The organism is Curtobacterium sp. MCBD17_003, from assembly GCF_003234885.2.
Lineage (GTDB): Bacteria > Actinomycetota > Actinomycetes > Actinomycetales > Microbacteriaceae > Curtobacterium.
This window is the reverse complement of record NZ_CP126275.1, coordinates 252,837-268,694: the sequence shown is the minus strand read 5'-3', so window position 1 is coordinate 268,694 and position 15,858 is coordinate 252,837. Positions and strand designations below refer to the sequence as shown.

Sequence of the window (15,858 nt, the reverse complement as noted above, 5' to 3'; positions counted from 1 at the left end):
GGCCGCGGGGCACGCGTCAGGTCAGTCGGTGACCTGGACTTCCTTCCAGAACGCGACGTAGCCGCTGTAGTCCTTGCCGACGCGGTCGAACGACGACGGGATCGGGTCCGGGTACGACCACGCGCGGTCGGGCAGGACCTGGTCGCCGGCGTGGACCGTGAAGTACTGGTGTCGCCCTTCCACGGGCAGTGGTACGGCGTGTCCGACTCCTCGAGCAGGTCGGTCCGCACGCTCGCCGGCGGGAAGTACCAGTTTCCCTCGATCTGGATGAGGTCCTCCTGCGGGGCCTCGGCGATCACGGTGCCGTTGGCGACGGCCTTCATGGGTCCTCCTGGGTCGATCGGTCCGCGGCCCGGGCGACCGCGTTCCCGTTATGGAACGCTACCCGCGGCGGCCGTGTTCCCGTCCGCCGCCGGCGCCCCCGGCGCGCAGGGTCCGCAGCGTCGCGGGGGCGGCGAGCGCCGCCTCCACCAGGTCGTGACGGCCGACCGCGTCGAGCATCGTCGCGCTCACCGACGCCGTCAGGAGGTGCCGGACGGCACGCCGCAGGCCCGTGTAAGCGGCGCAGGCCGCGGCGGCCTCGGGCGACGTGTGGTCGATGCCCCGAGCGGCGAGCGCGTCGACCACCGCGCCGGCGGCGAGGAGGTCCTCGACGGCGGGCTCGGGTGCGCCGGCGGGATCGGCCACGGCCTCCCCGGCGTCCTCGAGCGACGGCGCCGCGCCGCCGGCCGTCGCGTCGTCGTCGACACCGGCGCCGACCACGGCGACGACGCACCGGTCACCGAGTGCGGCCTGGAGGCCCAGCACCCGCTCCGCCACGAGGTCCGCGTCCGCGAGTCCCGCGTGCACGACCTCGGGGCCCGCGGGGAGGAGCGGCAGGACGGCCCGGACCTCCGATGTCGGGAGGACGTCGACCCACACGAGCACGTGGGCGTCGGCGGCGATGCGACCCGCGCCCGCGGCGCCCCACCCGAACCGGACCTGGTACTTCGTCTGTCCACGCTCGTGCACCCCGTCACTGTAGCCGCGACGACTAACATCGCCGCATGGACATCGACCCGATCCCGACCCTCATCGGCGACCGCGTCACGCTCGAGCCGCTCGGACACGAGCACGCCGACGACCTGCGGGCCGTGGTGGCGGACGGGGACCTCTGGCGCACCTGGTACACGTCCGTACCCCGCCCGGCCGAGGTCGAGGGCGAGATCGACCGTCGGCTGGCCGAGCACGCGGCGGGCACGATGGTCCCGTTCGCCATCCGTGACCGTCCGACGGGTCGGGTCGTCGGGGCGACCACGTTCCTCGACGTCGACGAGCTGAACCGGCACGTGGAGATCGGCGCGACGTTCCTGGCGCGCTCGGCGCAGCGCACGGGCGTCAACCCCGAGGCGAAGCTGCTCATGCTGTCCCACGCGTTCGACGTCTGGGAGTGCATCGCGGTCGAGTTCCGCACGCACTGGCACAACCGGCAGTCGCGTGCCGCGATCGAGGGGCTCGGCGCGAAGCTCGACGGCGTCCTCCGCAACCACCGGCTCGGGCCGGACGGCAGTCGACGCGACACCGTCGTCTACTCGATCACCGACGGCGAGTGGCCCACGGTCCGGCTCGGTCTGCGTGAGCGGCTCGCCGCCCACGACCGCCGCGCGGGCAGCCGCCACGAGGGTCGGCACGCCGGCCGGCACGCCTGAGGCAACCGTGCACGTCGGACTCCGCGTGGTGCTGGACGCCCCGGTCGCCACGGTCCGGGAGGCCCTGCTCGACCCCGCCGTGATGGTCGCCGTGACCCGCCCCCTGCTGGTGTACCGGTCGCTCGAACCGGGCGGGTTCCCGGAGCGGTGGACCCCCGACGAGCCCCACCGGGTCCGGGCGGACGCGTTCGGCGTGCTGCCGAGCGGTGCGACCCACGTGCACCTCGAGCGGTACGAGATCGACGGCGTCCCCGTGCAGCGCGACGTCGGCGGGGGGATCTCCGGCCTGTTCGCGCGCATGACGATCCGGCACCGGATGGCGGCCACGGCGACCGCGGATGGACGGACCCTGCTGCACGACCGGCTCGTGTACCGCACGCGGCCGTGGGGGCTCGGCGTCGCGCTGTGGCCGGGCATGTGGGTGGTGTGGCAGTGGCGCGGCCTGCGCATGCGGATGCTCGCGCCGACCTGGGCGGCGCGCGGCCGATCCCCCGTCTGATGCCCCGTCCTCCGGAGACGCCGACCAGAGCCGGGCGCGGCTGGCGCGCCCTGTGGACGGCGGAGGGCACCGGATCGCCGTCGGGCGTACCCTCGCTCCCGTGACCGACGCGAGCACCGCCGTGGACGAGACGACCGCCGCCACCTTCGCCACGATCGACTGGCGGCGCAGCACCTTCGACCTGTACCGCCGGATCCGTGCGGTCGGGGACCCGGCCGAGGCGCACGCGCTGTGGCGGGCCGGACGCGACGCGATGTTCGCGGAGCACCCCGCCAGCCCGCTCCTCCCCGAGGACACCGTGGGGTTCACCGGGCTGCCCGTGGCGGCGTACGACCCCGCCTGGCGGTTCGAGCTCGCCGTCGAGCCGACCGAGCCCGCGCACCTCGACGTCCCGACCGGCACCGACGGGATCGTCGCCTTCGACCGCGTCGGCCTGGTCCGGGTCCCCGACGTCGGACCGCTCGACGTCTGGGCGCACGCCGGGTACGGCGGTGGGCTGTTCGTGCCCGTCAAGGACGCCGACGCGGGACGCCCCGGGGGCACGTACGGCGGCGGTCGCTACCTGCTCGACACGATCAAGGGCGCGGATCTCGGTGGCGCCCCTGACTCCCTCGTGGTCGACCTCAACTTCGCGTACAACCCGTCGTGCGCCTACGACCCGGCATGGGCGTGCCCCCTCGCGCCGCCCGGCAACACCGTCCCCGTGCCGATCCCCGTGGGCGAGCGCTCCGGCGTGGTGGCGGCGGAGGACGCGCGATGAGCGGCACCGGGCACCTCGTCGCGATCGACGCCGGCGGACGGGTCCCGCCGTACGAACAGGTCCGCTCGCAGATCGCCGCGCAGATCACCGCCGGCTACCTGGTCGACGGCGAGCGCTTGCCGAGCGTGCGGGGCCTCGCCGGCGAACTGCGGCTGGCTCCCGGCACGGTCGCCAAGGCCTACGGGCTGCTCGAGGAGGCCGGTCTCGTCACGACGGCGCGCGGCGGTGGGACCCGCGTGGTCCGGCCTGCCGCCGTGCCCGAGGCGGTCGACGCCGCCGCTCGGGTCCTCGCCGAGCAGGCCCGCCACGACGGCCTGTCGTTCGACCAGACGGTGGCGGCGCTGCGGGACCGCTGGCAGGCCTGACGCGCCGAGCGCGCACCCGTCGGACGCGGTCCGACACCCGTCGCCCTGGCCCTCCGGTGCCGACGGCGATATGATGGGGGCACTCGAGGCGTTCCACTGCCTCGTGCGTCGTACGACGCCCCCGAGACTCTCCCGGTCCCCGGCCACATGGTCGGCCGGACCGATGCGTATCGTGCACCGGGCCTCCAGAACGGAGGGCCGTGCCTGGCTCACTGCGGCGAACCCGCCCGCGCGTCCGCGCCGGCGTCCCGCTCCGCACGGCCGTCGGCCGTGCGCATCCGAAAGGCCCTCGTGACCTCCGACTCCACCGTTCCCGCGTCCACCGACACGGACGCCCCCACCACCTCGTTCGCCGAACTCGGCGTCCCGACCGCCATGGTCGACGTCCTGACCGCGCAGGGGAAGACCGGCGCGTTCCCGATCCAGGTCGACACGCTGCCCGACACCCTCGCCGGCAAGGACGTCCTCGGCCGCGGCCGCACGGGCTCCGGCAAGACCCTCGCGTTCTCGATCCCGCTCGTGGCCCGGCTCGCCGGCGACCAGCGCCGTCGCCGGAGCGGCCACCCCCGCGCGCTCGTCCTCGCGCCGACCCGAGAGCTCGCGACCCAGATCGACGCCGTGCTCGCCCCGCTCGCCCAGGCGATGGGCCTCAACACCACCGTGATCTTCGGCGGTGTCTCCCAGGGCCGTCAGGTCGATGCCGTCTCGCGCGGGGTCGACATCGTCGTGGCCTGCCCGGGCCGACTCGACGACCTCATGAAGCAGGGGCACGTCAAGCTCGACGGCATCGAGGCGACCGTCCTCGACGAGGCCGACCACATGGCGGACCTCGGGTTCCTGCCCGTCGTCACGCGGATCATGAAGGCCACCCCGGCCGATGGTCAGCGACTGCTCTTCAGCGCCACGCTCGACAACGGCGTGGACAAGCTCGTCAAGCAGTTCCTGCACTCCCCCGTCATGCACTCCGTCGACGACGCCTCGTCGCACGTCGACCAGATGACGCACCACATCTTCGAGGTGTCCGGGGCCGACGACAAGAAGGACCTCGTCCAGGTGCTCGCCTCGGGCTCGGGCCGTCGCATCATGTTCATGCGCACGAAGCACCACGCCAAGCGCCTCGCGAAGTCGCTGACCGCGGCCGGGATCCCCGCCGTCGACCTGCAGGGCAACCTGTCGCAGCCGCAGCGGGACCGCAACCTCGCGCGCTTCGCGTCGGGTGACGCGCTCGTCCTCGTCGCCACCGACGTCGCCGCACGCGGTGTCCACGTCGACGGTGTCGAGCTCGTCGTGCACGTCGACCCGCCGACCGAGCACAAGGCGTACCTGCACCGCTCGGGCCGCACCGCCCGCGCCGGGTCCGCCGGTGACGTCGTGACGGTCGTGCTCCCCGAGCAGCGCCGCGACGTCGCGCAGATGCTCAAGAAGGCGTCGATCGGCGCGCGCCCGCAGCAGGTGACCGCACGGTCCGCCGCGGTCACCGAGCTCGTCGGGGACGTCGCACCGATCCGCCACGTCGCGGAGGCCGCGCCCACGCAGCGCCAGCCGCAGCGCGCCACGCGCTCCGTCGCCGACGCGGTGGCCGCCTCGGCCACCGAGGGCGCCGGGCGTCGCCGTCGCCGCGGCGGTCGCGGGACCGGGCAGGGCACCGCCACCGGCGAACCGACGCAGGGTCGATCGGGAGGCCCGCAGCGGTCCGCCGGGGCCCGTTCCGGTGACGAGGCCGGGCACCGCTCGGACGCGCGTCGCGGCGAGCCCCGCCGCGGCGGCCAGGCCGGCTCGCGGTCGACCGGCCACACGTCCGGCGGCGGTCGCCGCGCACAGTCCTCCGTGACGCGTGGCGGCTCGGCCGCGGTGTACTCGTCCGAGACAGGTCGGCCCGCCCAGCCGTGGCACGACGAGAAGCCGGCCCGCCGGACGGGCTCGCGCCGGGCCTCCCGTCCGGCCGGATCCGCGCGCGACTGATCGCTGACAGGCCGCTGGGAGCACGTCCTCCCATCCGCGTACGGTGAGCGGCGTCCTGGTCACGACGTGGCCCGGACGGCAACCGTCCCCGACGGAAGGAGAGCCCATGGCAGGCACGGAAGACATGAAGAACAACGGCGAGAAGCTCCTCGGCAAGGCCAAGGAGGCGTTCGGCGACGCGACCGGCGACGACCGGTTGAAGACCGAGGGCCAGACCGACCAGGCCAAGGGCTCTGCGAAGCAGGGTGTGACGGACGTCAAGGACGCCGCGCACGGTGTCGCGGACAGCTTCAAGGACAAGTAGGACCAAGCCGGAGAACGGCTGCGGACGGCCCCGACGATCGATGATCGTCGGGGCCGTCCGTCGTTCCCGAGCCGTTCGTCGTCCTCGAGCTGGGGCGCCGGCAGCGGTCGCGGGTGTCGGTGGTGTGGGGGTGTTGACCCCTGGTCACATGAGGGCGCCGACCGACGCCAGCCCGGCGCGGAGCAGGGAGCCGCGGCCACCCTCCATCTCGGCCGCCACCGCGTCGCTCGCCGCCTCGATCGGGGTCATCCACGTGAGCTCGAGGGCGTCCTGGCGTGGTTCGCACGTGCCGGTCACGGGCACCACGTAGGCGAGCGAGATCGCGTGCTGCCGGTCGTCCGTGTACACCGACGCGCCGGGCAGCGGGAAGTACTCGGCGACCGTGAACGGCGTCGGGCTCGCGGGCAGCTGCGGGAACGCCATGGCACCGAGGTCCTTCTCGAGGTGACGGAACAGCGCGCTCCGCAGCGACTCCCCGTACATCACGCGGCCCGACACGAGCGTGCGCGCGATCGATCCGCTCGGGCTGACCCGGAGGAGGACGCCGACCTCCGTCACGACACCGAGTCCGTCGGTGCGGACGGGCAGCGCCTCGACGTAGCAGATGGGGAGTCGGCGCCGGATCGACGCGAGCTCCTCGTCGGACAGCCAGCCGGAGTCGGGGTCGGGAGTGCGCAACGAGGCCATGGTCCGTTCTTACCAGGCAGGACGAGCGACGGCGGCGACCGGCACGCGTGGCACGGTGTGCGCGCGATCGGTCACCGCCGCCGGTCCGGGTCGGGTCCGTGGATCGGACCCGTGGCGCCGGCTCACTCCGCGAGGATCTGGAGCAGCTCGCGGCGGAGCTGGTCGATCTTGTCCCGCGCTGCGGCCAGCTGCGCCTCCGACGCTCCGGAGCGGTAGAGGTGCACGACCCCGAAGAGCTTCTGCAGCCCCTCGGCGAACGCGCGCTGGGTGTCCGAGACACCGCTCGGGCTCGTCTCCCAGGCGCGAGCGATGTCGGCGGAGCGCGCCTCGACCTCGGCGCGGCCGGCGTCGGTGAGCTCGTAGGTGCTCCGCCCGTCGGTGCCCACGGCCCGCACCAGTCCCTCGTCGACGAGCTGTTGGAGGGTCGGGTAGACCGACCCCGGACTCGGACGCCAGTTCCCTCCCGTCCGCTCGGCGATCGCGCGGATGAGGCCGTAGCCGTTGTACGGCTCGCCGTTCTCGGCGCCGTCCGCGAGCAGTCCGAGGACGGCCAGGCGGACGTCGCCACGGCGTGCGCGCCGGCCCTCTCGCCCGAAGCCGAAGCCGGGCGCGAAGCCGGGACCGAAGCCGCCGGGTCCGAAGCCGCCGGGTCCGAAGCCGCCGGGTCCGAACGGCGCTCCCGCGCCGCCTCGGCCGCGGCCGCCGCCGTGCTGGTGGTGTTCCCGGGCGCCGCCGAAGCGCGCGGCCCAGGGGCCTCTGCGGCCCTGGTGGTGACCGTCGTGGCCGTGTTCGTCGTCATGCATGGATCGCATGGTCGACCTCCTGTTCATGTCACTGTCATCGCGGTATCGCGATGTGTCAACGATATGTCGTTATTGCGCGGGCCGTCAAGCCTGGGGCGGAGTTCCGGCCGAGCGAGCATCCTGAGCGGAACGGGACCGCCACCGATCCCGACGGTCGGTCACCGGAGGGAGACGCCATGGGCAAGCTCGTGTACGGCGTGAACGTGGTCGAGATCGGGTTCGACGACCGCACGCTCGCGCACCTCAGCGTCGTGATCATCGCCAAGCTCCGGCGACGCGAGAGCTTCCTGTTCTCGTGGCGCGACGACTCCTCGGTCGGGGACGGCCGGAGCAGCGTGTGGATCGACCCGTCCATCCCGCTGTACTTCAAGTACTTCGGGTCACGGCCACCCTCGCTCAACCGGGCGTGGGTCGCAGCGCTCACCGCCACCGCGAACTCGGCGCAGGGGCTGCACCTGGTGCCGGAGCCGAGCGACGGGGACGGGGCCGGCGGCGACGACGGCTGAAGCGCGCTGTCCGCCAGCCCCGGCCACGGCGTGACGCGCGGCGTGGAGCGACGGCCTGGCGACGGGTCGAGGGGATGCGAGACCTCGCGCCCTGCCGTATCGTGCAATGCGTTGACGATGTCTCATGCGTCGTCGCCGTCGTCCGTCGACGAGGAGCCGGGGCGGGTGCCGGCACGGGGAGCCGGGTTCAGGGGCGCTCCGCGCCGGGACCGGCCGGGCTCCGTCCGGAGGCGAGTCGGAGCACGTGGGCGGGGTCGGGCCTCCCGGCCGGATGTCGGGCGTCGCGGGCATGATGGGCCGCACATGACCGACGTGCTCGACCGCTTCTCGCCGCCCACCGCCGCGTGGTTCCGCGGGGCGTTCACCGCGCCCACGGCCGCGCAGACCGGCGCGTGGGACGCCGTCTCGACCGGGCGCCACGCCCTCGTCGTCGCGCCGACCGGGTCCGGCAAGACCCTCGCGGCGTTCCTGTGGTCGATCGACAGGCTCATCACGGCGCCCGAGGAGCCCGATCCGCGGGCACGGACCCGCGTGCTGTACGTGTCCCCGCTCAAGGCGCTCGGCGTCGACGTCGAGCGCAACCTCCGCAGCCCGCTCGTCGGCATCACGCAGACGGCGAAGCGTCTGGGGCTCGAGCCACCGGACGTCACCGTCGGCGTGCGGAGCGGTGACACCCCCGCCGCCGATCGTCGTCTGCTGCAGCGGACGCCGCCCGACGTCCTCATCACGACGCCCGAGTCGCTCTACCTCATGCTCACGTCCTCGGCCCGGGACACCCTGCGGAACGTGGACACCGTCATCGTCGACGAGGTCCACGCCGTCGCGGCGTCGAAGCGGGGCGCGCACCTCGCCCTGAGCCTCGAGCGCCTCGACGACCTGCTCGAGCGTCCGGTGCAGCGGATCGGCCTGTCGGCCACGGTCCGCCCGGCAGAAGAGGTCGCACGGTTCCTCGGTGGTCGGGCTCCCGTCGAGATCATCGCGCCGCCCGCCCAGAAGACGTTCGACCTGCGCGTGGTCGTCCCGGTCGAGGACATGGCCGAACTCGGGCAGCCCGCCGCGGGTGACGACCCGACGGCCACGCCGACGAACGGCTCGATCTGGCCCCACGTCGAGGAGGCCGTGGTCGACCTCGTCGAGGCCCACCGGTCGACCATCGTGTTCGCGAACTCGCGGCGCCTGGCGGAGCGGCTCACGGCACGGCTCAACGAGATCCACGAGGAACGGCTCGGGCTGGTCGGCGCCCCCGAGGAGGCCCTGGTCGCCGTCGCCGCGGACGCCGGGGAGGCCGCCGAGCACGGACCCGGCTCGGACGACGGACGCGCGACACCGCGACGACCGCCCGCACAGCTCATCGGCGGCTCCGGACAGACGGCCGGTGGCGGCGGCGCGACGACGGACGACGCCGTCCCCGTCCTGGCCCGCGCCCACCACGGCTCCGTGTCGAAGGACCAGCGCGCGATCATCGAGGACGACCTGAAGTCGGGGCGCCTGCGGTGCGTCGTGGCGACGAGTTCGCTCGAGCTCGGGATCGACATGGGCGAGGTCGACCTCGTCGTCCAGGTCGAGGCACCACCCTCGGTCGCGAGCGGCCTGCAGCGCGTCGGCCGGGCGGGACACCAGGTCGGCGAGGTCTCGCGGGGCGTCCTGTTCCCGAAGCACCGCGCCGACCTCGTGCACAGTGCGGTCACCGTCGAGCGCATGGTCGAGGGCTCCATCGAGTCCATCGCGGTACCGGCGAACCCCCTCGACGTCCTCGCCCAACAGACCGTGGCCGCCGTCGCGCTCGACGAGGTCGACGTCGAGCACTGGTTCGAGCTCGTGCGGCGGAGTGCTCCGTTCAGCGGCCTGCCGCGCTCCGCGTTCGAGGCGACCCTCGACCTCGTGAGCGGGCGCTATCCGAGCGACGAGTTCGCCGAGCTGCGCCCCCGGCTCGTCTGGGACCGCGTGCACGGCACGATGACCGGGCGTCCGGGTGCCCAACGCCTCGCCGTGACGAGCGGTGGCACGATCCCGGACCGCGGTCTGTTCGGCGTGTTCATGGTCGGCGAGAAGGCATCGCGCGTCGGCGAGCTCGACGAGGAGATGGTCTACGAGTCCCGCGTCGGCGACGTCTTCGCCCTCGGGGCGACGAGCTGGCGGATCGAGGACATCACGCACGACCGCGTGCTCGTCAGTCCCGCGTTCGGCCAGCCCGGACGCGTCCCGTTCTGGAAGGGCGACGGCATCGGCCGCCCCGCCGAGCTCGGCCGGGCGATGGGCGCGTACGTGCGCGAGCTCGACACGGCCGCGCCGGACGACGCCCGGGCCCGGGTGTCGGGCAGCGGGCTGGACGACCGCGCCGTGACGAACCTCCTGGCGTTCATCCGGGAGCAGCGTGAGGCGACCGGGCACGTGCCGACCGACACGACGCTCGTGGTCGAGCGCTTCCGGGACGAACTCGGCGACTGGCGGATGATCCTGCACTCGCCGTTCGGCATGCAGGTCCACGCACCGTGGGCACTCGCGGTCGGGGCGCGCCTGCGCGAGCGGTACGGGATCGACGGCGGCGCGATGGCCAGCGACGACGGCGTGGTCGTGCGGATCCCGGAGACCGACGCCGAGCCTCCCGGCTCCGAGCTGTTCGTGTTCGAGCGCGACGACCTCGACGCGCTGGTGACGGACGAGGTCGGGGGCTCCGCGCTGTTCGCCGCGCGGTTCCGCGAGTGCGCCGCTCGCGCGCTCCTGTTGCCGCGCCGTGACCCGGGCCGGCGGTCGCCGCTCTGGCAGCAGCGCCAGCGGGCGTCGCAACTGCTCGACGTCGCGCGCAAGTTCCCGACGTTCCCGATCATCCTCGAGACCGTGCGCGAGGTCCTGCAGGACGTCTACGACGTGCCGGCCCTCCTCGGCATCGCCGACGACATCGCGCGTCGGTCCATCCGCATCGTCGAGACCCAGACCGAGCAGCCGTCGCCGTTCGCGCGCTCCCTGCTGTTCGGGTACGTCGCGGCGTTCATGTACGAGGGCGACTCGCCCCTCGCCGAGCGTCGGGCCGCGGCGCTGTCGCTCGACGCCACCCTGCTCGGCGAACTGCTCGGTCGCGCAGAGCTGCGGGAGCTCCTCGACCCGGGCGTGCTCGCGAGTGTCGAGGCGGACCTGCAGCGGCTGTCACCCGACCGCCGCGCGCGCGACGCGGAGGGGCTCGTCGACGTGCTCCGCCTCGTGGGACCGCTCGACCTCGACGAGTGCGTGGCCCGGAGCTGGCTCGCCGACGGCGCCGCCACGTCCGAGTCCGCCGCCGCGGAGGCCCGGGCGACGATGACCACGACCCTCACGGACCTGGAGCGGGACCGCCGACTCCTCGGCTTCACGTTCCGGGGCGAGCAGCGGTGGTCCGTGATCGAGGACGCCTCGCGCCTCCGTGACGCCCTCGGGGTGGCCCTGCCGATCGGCGTACCGACGGCGTTCGTCGAGCCGGTCGCCGACCCCCTCGGCGATCTCGTCGGCCGGTACGCGCGGAGCCACGGGCCGTTCGCGGCTGGCGAGGCCGCCACCCACCTCGGCCTCGGGGTCGCGGTGGTCACGGACGTCCTGCGGCGCCTCGTCGCGGACCGGCGCGTCGTCGAGGGCGAGTTCCGCCCGGACCGTCAGGGTGCCGAGTGGTGCGACGCCGAGGTCCTCCGGCGCATCCGGACGCGGTCGCTCGCCGCGCTCCGGCACGAGGTCGAACCGGTGTCCGCCGACGCGCTCGCCCGGTTCCTGCCCGCGTGGCAGCACGTGCACACACCCGAGACCCGTGGGGGCCTCCGCGGCGTCGACGGCGTGCTGCAGGTCGTCGACCAGCTGTCCGGCGTCGCGGTCCCGGCGTCCGCGTGGGAGTCCCTGGTGCTGCCGAGCCGCGTGGTCGACTACACACCCGCGATGCTCGACGAACTGACCGCGACCGGGGAGGTCCTGTGGTCCGGCGGCGGGTCGCTGCCGGGGAACGACGGCTGGGTGCGCCTGCACCTGGCGGACACGGCCTCGACGACGCTCGCCGAACCGTCCGGCGCGGACACCACCGAGCTGCAGCGCGACGTGCTCGGGGCGCTCGCGGGTGGCGGCGCGTACTTCTTCCGACAGCTGGCACAGTCCGTCGGCAGCACGGACGACCAGGCCCTCGCGACGGCGCTGTGGGACCTCGTGTGGGCCGGGCAGATCACGAACGACACCTTCGCGCCGCTCCGGTCCGTGATCGGCGGTCGCACCCGGGCCGCCGCGCCCCGCACGCGCGCCTACCGTGGCCGACGACGACCGACCCTGCCCGCACAGTCCGGGCCGCCGACCGTCGGCGGCCGGTGGTCGCTCCTCCCCCTCGCCGAGCCCGACCAGACCGTCCGGGCCGCCGCACTCGCCGAACAGCTGCTCGAGCGGCACGGCGTCGTCACCCGCGGTGCCGTGCAGGTCGAGGGCGTCCGAGGCGGGTTCGCCGGCGTGTACCGCGTGCTCGCCCGGTTCGAGGAGACCGGGCGTGCCCGTCGCGGCTACTTCGTCGAGGGCCTCGGCGCGGCGCAGTTCGCGACCGGGCCCACCGTCGACCGACTCCGCACGTACAGCCAGGACATCGACGACGCCGAGGCCGACCCGGAGCGCCGTCGCGTGGCGACCACCCTCGCCGCGACCGATCCCGCCAACCCGTTCGGGGCGGCGCTGCCCTGGCCGGCGGGCGACACGGACGAGGACGGCTCGCGCGGACACCGGCCGGGACGCAAGGCCGGTGCACTCGTCACGATCGTCGACGGCCGCCTCGCCGTGTACGTCGAGCGGGGCGGCAAGAGCGTGCTGACGTTCACCCCGGACGAACCCGTGCTCGCCGCCGCCGCGCAGTCCATCGCCGCGACGGTGCGCCGTGGGCTCGGGCGCCTCGCCGTCGAGCGCGTCGACGGGACCTTCGTGCTCGAGACGCCGCTCGGAGACCTGCTGCGCGACGCCGGGTTCACCGCCACGCCACAGGGACTGCGACTCCGTGCCTGAGGGCGACACCGTCTACCGCGCGGCCCACAAGCTGCACGCGGCCCTGGCCGGCAAGGTCCTGACGCGCACCGACTTCCGGGTACCGGCGTTCGCGACCGTCGACCTGACCGGGCGCGTGGTCGACGAGGTCGTCCCGCGCGGCAAGCACATCCTGCACCGCATCGGCGACGTCACCGTCCACTCGCACCTCAAGATGGAGGGCCGGTGGGACGTCTACGCGCCGGGTGACCGTTGGCGGCGCCCGGCACACCAGGCACGCGCCGTCCTCGACGCCGAGGGCGTCTCCACCGTGGGGTTCACCCTCGGTGTGCTCGAGATCGTCCCCCGCGAGCACGAGGACACGATCGTCGGGCACCTCGGCCCGGACCTGCTCGGGCCGGACTGGGACCCGGCGCGCGCCGAGGCGAACCTCGTCGCGGACCCCGCACGGCCGATCGGCCTCGCGCTGCTCGACCAGCGGGTCATGGCCGGGCTCGGCAACGTCTACCGGAACGAGTTGTGCTTCCTCCGCGGGGTGCTGCCGACGCGGCCCGTCGGCGAGGTCAGCGACCCGACGCGCATGGTGGCGCTCGCGGAACGGCTCATCGTGGCGAACCGCGACCGCTCCAACCGCGTCACGACGGGGAACACCCGGCCGGGGCAGCGCTTCTGGGTCTACGGGCGCGACGGCAAGGCGTGCCTCCGCTGCGGCACGCGGATCCGGTACGGCACGCTCGGCGAGGACGCGCTGTCGCTGCGGGACACCTACTGGTGTCCGCGGTGTCAGCACTGAACCCCGCGGACAGCACCGTGCGCCGCAGACAGCACTGAGCGCCGCGGGGCTCGTGGCCGGCCGCGGCGCTCAGAGTCGTTGCGCGGGCGGACCCGCGTGGATCAGTGGTCGATGTCCTCGACGATGCAGCTGATCACGGTCTTCGCGTCCGACGACGACGCGGTGAAGCCCGCGGGTGCGTTCGGCGACGACGAGCCGTTGCGCGCTGCGGCGTTCACGGCGTAGATCGTGCCGTCGAAGGTCTGCCCCTTCGCCATGGTCGGGTTCTTCGTCGTCACCCAGACGGCGACCTCGTCCTCGTTCGGGTCGTCCTGGCCGTTCGTCGGCGCCACCGAGGCACCGATGTACCAGCCCCCCGTGGTCTTCCACGTGTCGGCGAAGTCGATGTCGTCATGGGTGCCGAGCGCGTGGTTGATCTGCTCGACGACGTCGACGTTCGCGACCGGGCACTTCGACCCGTTGCGCTGCGCGGGGTTCGTCTGCTGCTGCTGGGAGCCGGGGACCTTGCCGACGGGATCCTGGTTCTGCGCGCCCCCGGTGCCCGCGGTGTGACAGCCGGTGAGCAGGAGTGCAGACGCGACGGCCACGATGGCCGCGCTCGTGATCTTCGTGGTCCTCATGGCCCGGACCGTACCCGCGCGCTCCTGCCCGGGCTCCCATTTCCGGGAGTCCGCTCAGCGTGTCTGTCCCCCGACGGTTCGACGTCGCGGCTGATCCACGGGTGTCGCGCAACCTCGGCCCGGTTCCTCCCGGTGCCGGTGTGCCATCATCCGCGCATGCCGTTCACCGTCAGCCACACGATCGTGGCGCTGCCGTTCCGCGGGACCCGGATCCCCGCAGCGGCCCTCGCCGTCGGTGCCATGGCACCGGACGCGGTGCTCTTCGTCCCGGAGCTGCCCGCGTACGGGGTGACGCACTCGGCACTCGGCGCGCTGACGGTGTCCACGCCGGTCGCACTCATCGCCCTGGCCGCGTGGACCTTCGGGCTCCGATGGGCGTTCACCGCGATCCAACCCCGGTCGGTGCACGACCGACTGCCTGCGTCCTGGGACGACCCGACGAGTGCGTGGTCCGCCTTCCGGTCCCGGACGCCCGCCGCGCGGGTGGGTCGGCTGGCGCTGGTGCTCGCCACCGTGATCGCCGGCGTCTACAGCCACGTCGCGTGGGACTCGTTCACCCACCGGCACGGGTGGTCGGTCGCGCGGATCGCGGTCCTCCGTGCGTCGATCCACGGCCACCCCGTGTACGACCTGGTGCAGAACACGTGTTCGGTGGGCGGGATGCTCGTGCTCGCCGTCGCGTTCGTGCTCTGGTTGCGCCGGACGCCCACGGTGCCGCGTCCCCGGCGCCTGGCCGCCGGGATCGCGCGCGGCCTGCGCGTCGCACTGCTGGCGGTCGCGGGGCTGGTGACGATCGTCGGAGCTGCCCCGCTCCTCCTGGTCGGATCGAGCGCGGAGGGCGTGCTCGGCTGGGCCGCGATCCTGGCCGTGCGGGTGTGCGCCGTGCTGCTCGTCCTGACGGCCGTCGGCCTCGCGCTGGTGCGCGTGGGACGGGCGCCGGAGCGGGTCGTGCCCCGCGGCCGGTGACCGGGCGGACTCGTCAGGGGGCCGTGACCCAGGTGCGCAGGAACCGGGCTCCCGCCTCGTCGTGGATGACACCGTCGGGCGCGGTGAGGACCGGGTACGGGGTCTCGGGCACACCGTCAGCCGGGCGGACGTCCACGTGCGCGACGTCGTGCCCGTGCTCGTGCAGCCAGTCCGCCATGGCGTAGTCGCTCCGGGAGTCACCGACCGTGCGCCAGGTCGTGGGCAGGGCGCCGTCGCCGGCCAGGAGCTCGAGCGCACGCTCCGCTCCCATGTCCTTGCCGGTGCGGGCGGACTCGATGTCGGTGGAGATGATCGTCGGGTCGATGCGCCAGGTGACGCTGCCGTCGTCGGCCGGGCGGACGTCGTCGAGTCGCCGCACCCCGTACCCGCGGCGGACGAGGGCGTCCATCGCGCGGGCGTCGAGGTCGGGCTGCCGGGCCAGGAACGTCGCACTCGGGACGTCGACCCGCTGCTCGATCGAGACCATCGCCCGCTTCGTCTCGTCGTAGAACACGACGTCGGCGAAGGTGTCGGCGACGAGGGCGCGCATCTCGTCGGCGAAGTCCACCGGGAGCGCGAGGTCCTCGGCGACCTCGATCGCGCTCATCCCGCCGTCGAACCGCGGGTCGATCGAGCACCAGACCGCGCCCTTCTCGCACACGGCGTGCACCCGACCACCGGGCGCGAGACCACCGGCGAGCAACGGCCCGACGACCTGCTCGCGGATGAACGCGTCGCTGCGGCCGGTGTTGAACACGACCGGGATCCCCTGGGCCGCCAGTGCGACGAGGTCCTCGACGATGGACGGGATGGCGATCGTCCGCGACACCGGACTGGCGATCGGACCGTCGACGTCGAGGAGCAGACCGAGGCGCGGAGGGGTCGTCATCCGTCCATCCTCCCAGGCGAACGCCGAGGGACGGACGCGGACCGACGC

Annotated in this window: 15 protein-coding genes and 1 pseudogene; 10 read left to right on the top strand and 6 right to left on the bottom strand. The window is 73.9% G+C overall.

Features of this window, described 5'->3' with window-relative positions:
• Window positions 1-21: 21 nt before the first annotated feature.
• Window positions 22-323 (bottom strand): annotated as a pseudogene (locus DEI88_RS01350) (DUF427 domain-containing protein).
• A 58-nt stretch (window positions 324-381) separates the two neighbouring features.
• On the bottom strand, window positions 382-1,011 hold the full coding sequence (locus DEI88_RS01345; protein ID WP_111011249.1) for a hypothetical protein: 630 nt from the start codon (window positions 1,009-1,011) through the stop codon (window positions 382-384).
• A gap of 35 nt (window positions 1,012-1,046) precedes the next feature.
• Between DEI88_RS01345 and DEI88_RS01340 the strand changes: the two genes are divergently transcribed.
• The 6 genes from DEI88_RS01340 (at window position 1,047) to DEI88_RS01315 (ending at window position 5,578) form a co-directional block, all read left to right on the top strand.
• Window positions 1,047-1,688 carry a GNAT family N-acetyltransferase gene (locus DEI88_RS01340; protein ID WP_111027518.1) on the top strand — a complete coding sequence of 214 codons (642 nt, stop codon included), beginning with the start codon at window positions 1,047-1,049 and terminating at the stop codon, window positions 1,686-1,688.
• A 7-nt stretch (window positions 1,689-1,695) separates the two neighbouring features.
• Window positions 1,696-2,187, top strand: a complete 492-nt coding sequence (locus DEI88_RS01335; protein ID WP_258375094.1) for a hypothetical protein — start codon at window positions 1,696-1,698, stop codon at window positions 2,185-2,187.
• Between the two features lie 100 nt (window positions 2,188-2,287).
• Window positions 2,288-2,947: a DUF1684 domain-containing protein gene (locus DEI88_RS01330; RefSeq protein ID WP_258375092.1), complete on the top strand. Its 660-nt coding sequence runs from the start codon at window positions 2,288-2,290 to the stop codon at window positions 2,945-2,947.
• Window positions 2,944-3,312, top strand: coding sequence for a GntR family transcriptional regulator (locus DEI88_RS01325; RefSeq protein ID WP_111072179.1), 369 nt, complete (start codon window positions 2,944-2,946; stop codon window positions 3,310-3,312). The genes DEI88_RS01330 and DEI88_RS01325 overlap by 4 nt, the downstream gene beginning before the upstream one ends.
• 375 nt (window positions 3,313-3,687) lie before the next feature.
• Window positions 3,688-5,274 carry a DEAD/DEAH box helicase gene (locus tag DEI88_RS01320; RefSeq protein WP_111035810.1) on the top strand — a complete coding sequence of 529 codons (1,587 nt, stop codon included), beginning with the start codon at window positions 3,688-3,690 and terminating at the stop codon, window positions 5,272-5,274.
• A 106-nt stretch (window positions 5,275-5,380) separates the two neighbouring features.
• Window positions 5,381-5,578 carry a CsbD family protein gene (locus tag DEI88_RS01315; RefSeq protein WP_111011245.1) on the top strand — a complete coding sequence of 66 codons (198 nt, stop codon included), beginning with the start codon at window positions 5,381-5,383 and terminating at the stop codon, window positions 5,576-5,578.
• Window positions 5,579-5,722: 144 nt separating this feature from the next.
• On the opposite strand, the gene DEI88_RS01310 is transcribed toward DEI88_RS01315, so the two are convergent.
• Window positions 5,723-6,265 (bottom strand): NUDIX hydrolase family protein, encoded by a 543-nt coding sequence (locus DEI88_RS01310; RefSeq protein WP_111011244.1) that lies wholly within the window; start codon window positions 6,263-6,265, stop codon window positions 5,723-5,725.
• A gap of 122 nt (window positions 6,266-6,387) precedes the next feature.
• On the bottom strand, window positions 6,388-7,077 hold the full coding sequence (locus DEI88_RS01305) for a PadR family transcriptional regulator (protein WP_111072178.1): 690 nt from the start codon (window positions 7,075-7,077) through the stop codon (window positions 6,388-6,390).
• Between the two features lie 167 nt (window positions 7,078-7,244).
• On the opposite strand from DEI88_RS01305, the gene DEI88_RS01300 reads away from it, so the two are divergent.
• From DEI88_RS01300 to DEI88_RS01290, 3 genes are all read left to right on the top strand, one after another.
• The gene (locus DEI88_RS01300; protein WP_111035635.1) at window positions 7,245-7,574 is read left to right on the top strand and encodes a DUF7882 family protein; all 330 of its coding nucleotides are present in this window, start codon (window positions 7,245-7,247) and stop codon (window positions 7,572-7,574) included.
• A gap of 303 nt (window positions 7,575-7,877) precedes the next feature.
• On the top strand, window positions 7,878-12,563 hold the full coding sequence (locus DEI88_RS01295; protein ID WP_111072177.1) for an ATP-dependent helicase: 4,686 nt from the start codon (window positions 7,878-7,880) through the stop codon (window positions 12,561-12,563).
• A complete protein-coding gene (locus DEI88_RS01290; RefSeq protein WP_111072176.1) occupies window positions 12,556-13,335 on the top strand; it encodes a DNA-formamidopyrimidine glycosylase family protein in 780 nt (259 codons plus the stop codon). The genes DEI88_RS01295 and DEI88_RS01290 overlap by 8 nt, the downstream gene beginning before the upstream one ends.
• 101 nt (window positions 13,336-13,436) lie before the next feature.
• Here the strand turns inward: DEI88_RS01290 and DEI88_RS01285 are convergent, their stop codons facing one another.
• A complete protein-coding gene (locus DEI88_RS01285; protein ID WP_111011239.1) occupies window positions 13,437-13,955 on the bottom strand; it encodes a hypothetical protein in 519 nt (172 codons plus the stop codon).
• Window positions 13,956-14,111: 156 nt separating this feature from the next.
• On the opposite strand from DEI88_RS01285, the gene DEI88_RS01280 reads away from it, so the two are divergent.
• Window positions 14,112-14,921 (top strand): DUF4184 family protein, encoded by an 810-nt coding sequence (locus tag DEI88_RS01280; protein WP_181435069.1) that lies wholly within the window; start codon window positions 14,112-14,114, stop codon window positions 14,919-14,921.
• A 13-nt stretch (window positions 14,922-14,934) separates the two neighbouring features.
• Here the strand turns inward: DEI88_RS01280 and DEI88_RS01275 are convergent, their stop codons facing one another.
• Complete coding sequence (locus DEI88_RS01275; protein WP_111035639.1) at window positions 14,935-15,810, bottom strand: hypothetical protein; 876 nt, start codon at window positions 15,808-15,810, stop codon at window positions 14,935-14,937.
• Window positions 15,811-15,858 lie beyond the last annotated feature (48 nt).

What these genes read in the sequence shown, in the direction of transcription:
- DEI88_RS01325 (WP_111072179.1), top strand. Translation starts at nt 2,944, where the DNA reads ATGAGCGGCACCGGGCACCTCGTCGCGATCGACGCCGGCGGACGGGTC.
- DEI88_RS01295 (WP_111072177.1), top strand. Translation starts at nt 7,878, where the DNA reads ATGACCGACGTGCTCGACCGCTTCTCGCCGCCCACCGCCGCGTGGTTC.
- DEI88_RS01305 (WP_111072178.1), bottom strand. Translation starts at nt 7,077, where the DNA reads ATGCGATCCATGCATGACGACGAACACGGCCACGACGGTCACCACCAG.
- DEI88_RS01310 (WP_111011244.1), bottom strand. Translation starts at nt 6,265, where the DNA reads ATGGCCTCGTTGCGCACTCCCGACCCCGACTCCGGCTGGCTGTCCGAC.
- DEI88_RS01275 (WP_111035639.1), bottom strand. Translation starts at nt 15,810, where the DNA reads ATGACGACCCCTCCGCGCCTCGGTCTGCTCCTCGACGTCGACGGTCCG.
- DEI88_RS01300 (WP_111035635.1), top strand. Translation starts at nt 7,245, where the DNA reads ATGGGCAAGCTCGTGTACGGCGTGAACGTGGTCGAGATCGGGTTCGAC.
- DEI88_RS01320 (WP_111035810.1), top strand. Translation starts at nt 3,688, where the DNA reads ATGGTCGACGTCCTGACCGCGCAGGGGAAGACCGGCGCGTTCCCGATC.
- DEI88_RS01340 (WP_111027518.1), top strand. Translation starts at nt 1,047, where the DNA reads ATGGACATCGACCCGATCCCGACCCTCATCGGCGACCGCGTCACGCTC.
- DEI88_RS01315 (WP_111011245.1), top strand. Translation starts at nt 5,381, where the DNA reads ATGGCAGGCACGGAAGACATGAAGAACAACGGCGAGAAGCTCCTCGGC.
- DEI88_RS01285 (WP_111011239.1), bottom strand. Translation starts at nt 13,955, where the DNA reads ATGAGGACCACGAAGATCACGAGCGCGGCCATCGTGGCCGTCGCGTCT.
- DEI88_RS01280 (WP_181435069.1), top strand. Translation starts at nt 14,112, where the DNA reads ATGCCGTTCACCGTCAGCCACACGATCGTGGCGCTGCCGTTCCGCGGG.